Origin of the sequence: Staphylococcus croceilyticus, from assembly GCF_002902575.1 — a bacterium.
GTDB classification, from domain to species: Bacteria; Bacillota; Bacilli; order Staphylococcales; family Staphylococcaceae; genus Staphylococcus; species Staphylococcus croceilyticus.
On sequence record NZ_PPRD01000046.1, the window covers coordinates 1 to 8,547 of the forward strand.

At 35.1% G+C, this 8,547-nt stretch carries 7 protein-coding genes and 1 other RNA gene; all 8 read left to right on the top strand.

What is annotated here, in order from left to right:
• The first annotated feature begins 190 nt into the window (after positions 1 to 190).
• The 8 genes from treP to recR all read left to right on the top strand — a co-directional run bounded on the left by treP (position 191) and on the right by recR (position 8,070).
• On the top strand, positions 191 to 1,633 hold the full coding sequence (gene treP / locus CD128_RS06735; RefSeq protein WP_103329256.1) for a PTS system trehalose-specific EIIBC component: 1,443 nt from the start codon (positions 191 to 193) through the stop codon (positions 1,631 to 1,633).
• A 99-nt stretch (positions 1,634 to 1,732) separates the two neighbouring features.
• The gene (gene treC / locus CD128_RS06740; protein WP_103329257.1) at positions 1,733 to 3,367 is read left to right on the top strand and encodes an alpha,alpha-phosphotrehalase; all 1,635 of its coding nucleotides are present in this window, start codon (positions 1,733 to 1,735) and stop codon (positions 3,365 to 3,367) included.
• A gap of 30 nt (positions 3,368 to 3,397) precedes the next feature.
• The gene (treR, locus tag CD128_RS06745) at positions 3,398 to 4,123 is read left to right on the top strand and encodes a trehalose operon repressor (protein WP_103329258.1); all 726 of its coding nucleotides are present in this window, start codon (positions 3,398 to 3,400) and stop codon (positions 4,121 to 4,123) included.
• A gap of 105 nt (positions 4,124 to 4,228) precedes the next feature.
• Positions 4,229 to 4,498: signal recognition particle sRNA large type (ffs, locus tag CD128_RS06750), an RNA gene on the top strand.
• Positions 4,499 to 4,697: 199 nt separating this feature from the next.
• Positions 4,698 to 5,225, top strand: coding sequence for a GNAT family N-acetyltransferase (locus CD128_RS06755; protein ID WP_103329259.1), 528 nt, complete (start codon positions 4,698 to 4,700; stop codon positions 5,223 to 5,225).
• A 67-nt stretch (positions 5,226 to 5,292) separates the two neighbouring features.
• Complete coding sequence (gene dnaX, locus CD128_RS06760; RefSeq protein ID WP_103329260.1) at positions 5,293 to 6,999, top strand: DNA polymerase III subunit gamma/tau; 1,707 nt, start codon at positions 5,293 to 5,295, stop codon at positions 6,997 to 6,999.
• Positions 7,000 to 7,149: 150 nt separating this feature from the next.
• Positions 7,150 to 7,467: a YbaB/EbfC family nucleoid-associated protein gene (locus CD128_RS06765; RefSeq protein ID WP_031916187.1), complete on the top strand. Its 318-nt coding sequence runs from the start codon at positions 7,150 to 7,152 to the stop codon at positions 7,465 to 7,467.
• A gap of 6 nt (positions 7,468 to 7,473) precedes the next feature.
• A complete protein-coding gene (recR, locus tag CD128_RS06770; protein WP_103329261.1) occupies positions 7,474 to 8,070 on the top strand; it encodes a recombination mediator RecR in 597 nt (198 codons plus the stop codon).
• Positions 8,071 to 8,547: the final 477 nt, after the last annotated feature.

Below are 8,547 nucleotides of genomic sequence, written 5' to 3' on the forward strand. Positions count from 1 at the left end.
TAGAGGTAATTGCGCTATTTTTGTATTCAAAACATAAAAATTGGACTGATGATTTTTAGTCATCAGTCCGATTTATTATAGAGCCAAATATCACCCTTTTTTTACAAATATGTGAAACTGAATGTAAGCCTTTACAAAACTTGTCTAGACAAGTTATACTTTATGTATTAAAGATAAGGGAGTGAAAGGCGTGGCTGTCAAAAGAAAAGATGTACAAGACATCGTAAAAGCAATTGGTGGCAAAGACAATGTTGATACTGCAACCCATTGTGTAACTCGTTTGCGTTTAGTATTAAAAGACGATAATAAAGTTAATAAAGAAGCTTTAGATGATAATACGTTAGTAAAAGGTCAATTTAAAGCGGACAATCAATACCAAATTGTAATTGGTCCAGGAACAGTAGACGAAGTATATAAACAATTTATAAAAGAAACAGGTGCAGAAGAAGCGTCGAAAGATGAAGCGAAAGCAGCTGCAGCTAAAAAAGGTAATCCAGTACAAAGATTGATTAAATTATTGGGAGATATCTTCATTCCTATCTTACCTGCTTTAGTTACTGCCGGGCTTCTTATGGGGATTAATAATCTTTTAACAATGGAAAATCTATTTGGTCCTAAGCCACTTGTAGAACAGTTCCCACAACTAGGTGATATTTCGAACATTATCAATGTTATCGCGAGTACCGCATTTATCTTCTTACCAGCATTGATTGGTTGGAGTAGTATGAAAGTCTTCGGTGGTAGTCCTATCTTAGGTTTGGTACTTGGCTTGATTTTAATGCATCCACAATTGGTATCACAATATGATATTGCAAAAGGGCATATCCCAACTTGGAATCTCTTCGGTTTAGAGATCAAACAGTTAAACTATCAAGGACAAGTATTACCAGTATTAATCGCGGCTTATGTACTTTCACTCATTGAAAAAGCGCTTAACAAGGTCGTACATGATTCTATTAAAATGCTCGTGGTAGGTCCAGTAGCATTATTAATCACTGGATTCTTAGCGTTCATCATTATTGGACCGATTGCTTTAGCCATTGGAACTGCAATCACTGGGGCGATTCAATTCGTCTTTGAACATGCTGGTTGGTTAGGTGGCGCAATTTATGGTTTCTTCTATGCACCACTTGTTATCACAGGTTTACATCATATGTTCTTAGCAGTTGATTTCCAATTAATGGGAAGTAAATTAGGTGGTACATACTTATGGCCGATCGTTGCTATCTCTAATATTTGCCAAGGCTCAGCTGCATTTGGCGCATGGTTTATTTATAGACGTCGTAAAATGGCGAAAGAAGAAGGTTTAGCGTTAACTTCAAGTGTGTCAGCATTTTTAGGCGTAACAGAACCCGCAATGTTTGGTGTGAACTTACCACTTAAAGTGCCTTTCTTCGCTGCAATTTGTACTTCAGGCGTTTTAGGCGCAATTATCGGTGCAAATAGAGTACTAGGAAACGTAGGCGTTGGCGGTGTTCCAGCATTTATTTCAATCAAGAGTGAATATTGGTACATTTATATTCCAATCACATTACTTGCTATTATAGTACCAGCAATTTTAACGATCATTTTCTCAAGATTTACTACGGTTAAAGCTAAGAAAATGGTTGAAAATCCTGACGAAACAAAATAAGGGTAACGCACAACAATAAAGACGTTCACGTATCATTTTATAAGTACTTGGACGTCTTTTCGTTTAATCCTATTTACTACATATAAAGGTGGAATGAAAATGGCTCAACAAGACTGGAAAAAATCAGTAGTTTATCAAATTTATCCTAAATCATTTAATGATACCACTGGCAACGGCCAAGGGGATTTAAACGGTATTATTGAAAAATTAGACTATCTACAATATTTAGGTGTAGATTACATTTGGTTAACGCCAATTTATGAATCACCTATGAATGATAACGGCTATGATATTAGTAATTATTTTAAAATAAATGAACAATTTGGCACGATGGAAGATTTCGAAACATTAGTTAAAGAAGCTCATCAACGTGATTTAAAAGTAATGATGGACATAGTCATTAATCATACATCTACGGAACATCAATGGTTTAAAGAAGCGATTAGTTCAAAAGATAATCCATATCGCGATTTTTATTTCTTCAGACCATCTCAGGATGGACCACCGACGAATTGGGAATCAAAATTTGGTGGCAATGCTTGGCAATATGATGAACATACAGAAGAATATTACTTACATCTGTTTGATGTCACACAAGCAGATTTAAATTGGGATAATGAAACTGTTCGCAAAGCGTTATACGATGTCGTTAATCATTGGATTGACTTTGGTATAGATGGTTTCCGATTTGATGTCATTAACTTAATATCTAAAGGCGAATTTAAAAATTCACCTAAGATAGGCAAAGAATTTTATACTGATGGCCCACGCGTTCATGAGTATCTTCATGAACTAAATCGCCATACATTTGGAGATAAAGATATGATGACAGTAGGAGAAATGTCATCTACAACGATTGATAATTGCATTAAGTACACGCAGCCTGAGCGCCAAGAATTAAGTAGTGTATTTAATTTCCATCATTTAAAAGTGGATTATGTAGATGGAGAAAAATGGACGAATGCGAAATTGGACTTTCTAAAATTAAAAGAAATTTTGATGGAATGGCAAGTGGGCATTAATAAAGGCGGCGGTTGGAATGCGATCTTCTGGTGCAACCACGACCAACCTCGTGTAGTGTCACGTTTCGGAGATGATTCAACTGAGGAGAATCGTCAAGCCAGTGCTAAGATGTTGGCAATTGCTCTTCATATGTTGCAAGGTACACCTTACATTTACCAAGGTGAAGAAATCGGTATGACCGATCCACACTTTGATTCTATTCAACAATATCGCGATGTTGAGTCTTTAAATGCTTATGAAAATTTAAAACATAAAGGCATAGACGAAGAGGAGATTTTAACTATTTTAGGTCAAAAATCACGTGACAATTCACGTACGCCAATCCAATGGACCTCAAATGAACATGCTGGTTTCACGACGGGTACACCATGGATTGATATACCTAATAATATTAATAAAGTAAATGTAGAAGATGCTATGGAAGATGAACATTCTATTTTACAAACGTATCGCCAACTTATCGCCCTACGTCATGAACATGATATTATTACTTATGGCGATATTGAGCCAATGTATATGGAACACCCTCAATTATTTATTTACAGTCGTAACTATCAAAATCAATCTTGGCTAGTGATTGCTAACTTTTCAAAAGAAGCAGTTAAACTTCCAGATGAAATCGATACAAATGGAAATATTGTGATTAAAAATGGTACGGTGGAGAATGGTGAAATATCACCATTTGGTGCAATAGTGATTGAACGTTCATAATGATTGGCTAAGCAGACTGGTGGAGAAAAGATGGCACAACAGAAATTTATAACGATTTATGATGAATTAAAACAAGGTATCTTCGATGGTACTTACAGCTATGGTGATCAATTACCTTCTGAGCATGAATTAGTTGAGAAATATCATGCTTCGCGTGAAACAGTAAGGAAAGCACTAGAACTGTTAGCGAATGATGGGATGATTCAAAAGATTAGAGGTAAAGGTTCTATCGTCATCGACCAAGGCATGACGGAATTTCCTTTCTCGAATTTAATTAGTTTCAAAGAAGTGAAAGAAGAATTAGGCTTGAAACATACCACGAATGTCCTTCTTAATGAAGTGATTGAAGCGGATGCAGTGCCTCATGTTAAGAAGCACCTTAATTTAACGCAGAATCAACCTCTTATCCATGTTATAAGAAGCCGCAGTGTGAATGGCATAGTAAAGATTTTAGATGAAGATTATTTTTTAACTTCGATAGTCCCATCTATTACTGATCAAGTAGCGAAAGACTCAATCTATTATTATTTGGAAACGGAATTAGGTTTAGAAATTAGTTATTCCAATAAAGCGATTACGTTTGAGCCATTTACTGATTGTGAATACGATGTTTTTGGAAAAGTGCAGCCCCCATACACGGCGACAGTAAGAAGTATTGTTTATTTGAAAGATACAACACAATTTCAATATAATGTGTCTAAGCACTTAGCAACAGAATTTAAATTTAATGAATTTTCAAGAAGACATACGAAATAAAAGCGTCATTGAAGAGCACGAGAGAGAGGTTTGTATCAATAGCGCGTGATTCTTTGCAACATTATGCTTGCATTTAGTTTATTATTTATAGTATTATTAAACTTACCGTGCTAGGTGGGGAGGTAGCGGTTCCCTGTACTCGAAATCCGCTTTATGCGAGACTTAATTCCTTCGTTGAGGGTGTGTCTTTGTGAAGTCTGCCCGAAGCACGAGGTGTTTGAAGATTTCGGTCCTATGCAATATGAACCCATGAACCATGTCAGGTCCTGACGGAAGCAGCATTAAGTGGATCCTCATATGTGCCGTAGGGTAGCCGAGATTTAGCTATCGACTTCGGTAACGTTTATGATACACACTCGATTCGAAGGTGCGCGGTTTTTTTATATTTAAAATTAATAAACTTATACATAGATAATCAACCTACAGGTGACTTTAATTTAAAGTCACCTCTTTTTTGTATAGAATAAAGAAGTATAATATTTATATGTGAAATAAAGAGGCATGGAGTTTTATCAACATTGGGGCCTTTTCAAAATAGGGAAGCGTTAAAGATATACGAATAGGGGGATAATGGATGCAAATCTATTTAAGCACTTTAACTGAAACGGACTATGCTGCGACGCTAGATAAAATTGAAGAAAGCTATAATCAACACGCAAATCAAAATGGTGCGTCACAACGTCAGCTTGTAGCGCGCTTACGTCAAGCGGAAACTTATAACTATGAGTTAGAAGTGATTGCTAAAAATGAAAATGGAGAAATCATCGGTCACATCATGTTAAGTGAAGTTAATCTTGTTACAGATGATAATAAATATAAAGCTCTAGAACTCGTGTCTCTCATTGTAGATGAACGTATACATAATCAAGGATTAGGTAAAGCGTTAGTTCAAGCTATTGAAGAACGTGCTAAATCGCAGCATTACACTACAATTATAGTGGGATGTAGTCCAGATTATTTTGAAAAGATAGGATATGAGCGTGCAGATGTACATCATATTTTCTCAAAAGAAACAAATGAAGATAAATTACGTGTGAAATTCTTATGGGATCAGTTAAATGATTATCCCCATGGTACCGTGCGTAATGCAGATATAATATAAAATTGAGTTAAGTCTAGGAAAGTAAGGCATGATATAATATAACGTAATTGTTAACGGAGGTGCGAATGTGAATTATCAAGCTTTATATCGAATGTTTAGACCTCAAAGTTTCGAAGACGTTGTAGGTCAAGAACATGTAACGAAAACGTTACGCAATGCTATTTCAAAAGGGAAACAATCGCATGCCTATATATTTAGCGGCCCAAGAGGTACAGGTAAAACAAGTATTGCCAAAGTATTTGCCAAAGCGATTAACTGTTTGAACCCTCATGACGGAGAGCCGTGTAATGAGTGTGCCATCTGTAAAGGGATTACCCAAGGTACAAATGGCGACGTTATCGAAATTGATGCGGCTAGTAATAACGGTGTAGACGAGATTAGAAATATTAGAGATAAAGTAAAATACGCACCTAGTGAATCAAAATATAAAGTATACATTATTGACGAGGTTCATATGCTTACGACGGGGGCTTTCAACGCATTATTAAAAACGCTTGAAGAACCTCCTGCACATGCGATTTTTATATTAGCAACAACTGAACCTCATAAAATTCCTCCAACTATTATTTCACGTGCACAGCGTTTTGATTTTAAAGCGATAGGCACAGAGCAAATTATAGAGCGATTACGTTTTGTAGCTGAGGAACAGGAATTACAATATGATGATGCTGCCCTTGAATTTATTGCCAAAGCGTCTGAAGGCGGTATGCGTGATGCATTAAGTATTATGGATCAGGCCATTGCATTCGGTGATGAGCACTTAACATTACAAGACGTATTAGACGTGACAGGCAGTGTCGATGAAGTGGCATTAAACGACTTATTTAAAGAAGTGGTTGATGGGAATGTGAAAGAAGCCTTTACACGTTATCATCGCTTTATCGCAGAAGGTAAAGAGGTTAATCGATTAATTAATGATATGATTTACTTCGTGCGTGATACGATTATGAATAAAACGGTTGAAGGTGAAACAGAATATGATGCCTTACTCCGATTCGATTTAGAAACCTTATATCATTTAATTGATATCATTAATGATACGTTAGTTTCAATTCGCTTTAGTGTTAATCAAAATGTGCATTTCGAGGTTTTATTGGTGAAAATTGCTGAAATGATAAAAAATCAACCAGAAAATGTCCAAAACGTAGCTACAACTCAAGTGGCTGCAGAACCTCATAATGAAGTGATACTACAAAGAATGGAACAACTTGAAAATGAATTAAAAATGTTAAAAGCACAAGGTATCACACCATCTAATAATAAAACTAACGCAACTCAAGCGAACAATAGAGGAAAACGTGCAAATAAAAATCCTTTCTCTATGACTCAAATCGCTAAGGTTTTAGATGAGGCTAATAAAGAAGATATTCAGTTATTAAAAAAACATTGGCAAGAAGTCATTGATTATGCTAAAAGTAACGATAAAAAATCCTTAGTCAGCTTATTACAAAATTCTGTGCCAGTTGCAGCGAGTGCTAAACGTGTTTTAGTTCAATTTGATGAAGAGATTCATTGCGAAATTGTTAATAGAGATGAAGAAAAACGTAGTAACATTGAAAATGTCGTTAGAAATATTATCAATAAAGATGTAGAGGTAGTGGGTGTACCATCTGATCAATGGATGCGAGTGCGTTCGGAATATCTTAACAATCGAAGAAATAATGACAGTGAAGAAAATAAAGAAGCTAATAAGAATGAAGACAAAGAATTGGATGTGGCTCAAAAAGCACGCGATTTATTTGGCGAAGAAACGGTCAATTTAATCGACGAATAAAATTTATTTTTAGAGATAGATGTTTCTAAAAGTAATAATGATAGGCCCTAGAGCGGATAAATAGTGATACATGACAATGATAATAAACGCATGTATAATAAATTATAAATTAAAAGTAAATACTTATATATTTAAGGAGGAAATGATATTATGCGCGGTGGCGGAAATATGCAACAAATGATGAAACAAATGCAAAAAATGCAAAAGAAAATGGCTCAAGAACAAGAAAAACTTAAAGAAGAACGTATTGTAGGTACTGCTGGCGGTGGCATGGTTGCTGTAACAGTTACTGGCCATAAAGAAGTTGTAGATGTAGAAATTAAAGAAGAAGCAGTGGATCCAGATGATATCGAAATGCTACAAGACTTAGTTTTAGCAGCTACAAACGAGGCTATGAACAAAGCGGACGATTTAACACAAGAACGTTTAGGCAAACATACTCAAGGCTTAAATATTCCAGGAATGTAAGAATAGATGCATTATCCAGAACCCATATCTAAATTAATAGATAGTTTTATGAAACTGCCAGGCATTGGTCCCAAGACGGCTCAACGTCTGGCATTTCATACTTTAGATATGAAAGAAGACGATGTTGTCCAATTTGCTAAAGCCTTAGTAGATGTTAAACGAGAACTTACTTATTGTAGCGTATGTGGTCATATCACTGAAAATGACCCTTGTTACATTTGTGAAGATAAACAAAGAGACCGCTCAGTTATCTGTGTAGTTGAAGATGATAAAGACGTCATTGCTATGGAAAAAATGCGAGAATATAAAGGGCTTTACCATGTATTACATGGCTCCATTTCTCCAATGGATGGTATTGGTCCAGAAGACATCAATATTCCTACTTTAATAGATAGACTAAAAAATGAAGAAGTTAAAGAACTTATTCTCGCTATGAATCCAAACCTTGAAGGCGAGTCAACAGCTATGTATATTTCAAGGTTAGTTAAACCTATCGGTATAAAAGTGACGAGACTAGCGCAAGGACTTTCAGTAGGTGGAGACTTAGAGTACGCTGATGAAGTTACACTTTCAAAAGCTATCGCAGGTAGAACAGAAATGTAAGAATAATTAAGCCACTATTTATAGAAGAAACTGTTTCAAGTTAGTGTTAATACTAATGAAATGAGCCATTCTTTTAGGAAATAGTGGTTTTTTTAAATTTATTTATAGAAAATGTAAATTTTTTAAAGTTTGTTTTTATAGTGATTTGATTACTAATAGTAGGGTAAAATATATGTTATTAAACTTATTAAGCGTACTTTGCGGTTTATATACTAATTAAAGTTCGGTTATTACGTTGAAAATGCTTATTCGTAATTGAAAAGGTGTAATTTTTACCGTTGTGAAATACTTGGAAAGCCTGTATAGTATATATCTGTTGAGCGGAACAAATCAACGAACATTAAAATACTTCAAAAATTAAATAAAAAAAGTTATTGACTTTCTAGTCGATAGCGAGTATAATTAATTCTTGTGGTAAAGAAATGAACATTGAAAACTGAATGACAATATGTCAACGTTAATTCCAATAAATGTAAC

Coding starts and splice junctions, on each gene's coding strand:
- treC (WP_103329257.1), top strand. CDS start 1,733: ATGGCTCAACAAGACTGGAAAAAATCAGTAGTTTATCAAATTTATCCT.
- CD128_RS06765 (WP_031916187.1), top strand. CDS start 7,150: ATGCGCGGTGGCGGAAATATGCAACAAATGATGAAACAAATGCAAAAA.
- recR (WP_103329261.1), top strand. CDS start 7,474: ATGCATTATCCAGAACCCATATCTAAATTAATAGATAGTTTTATGAAA.
- CD128_RS06755 (WP_103329259.1), top strand. CDS start 4,698: ATGCAAATCTATTTAAGCACTTTAACTGAAACGGACTATGCTGCGACG.
- treR (WP_103329258.1), top strand. CDS start 3,398: ATGGCACAACAGAAATTTATAACGATTTATGATGAATTAAAACAAGGT.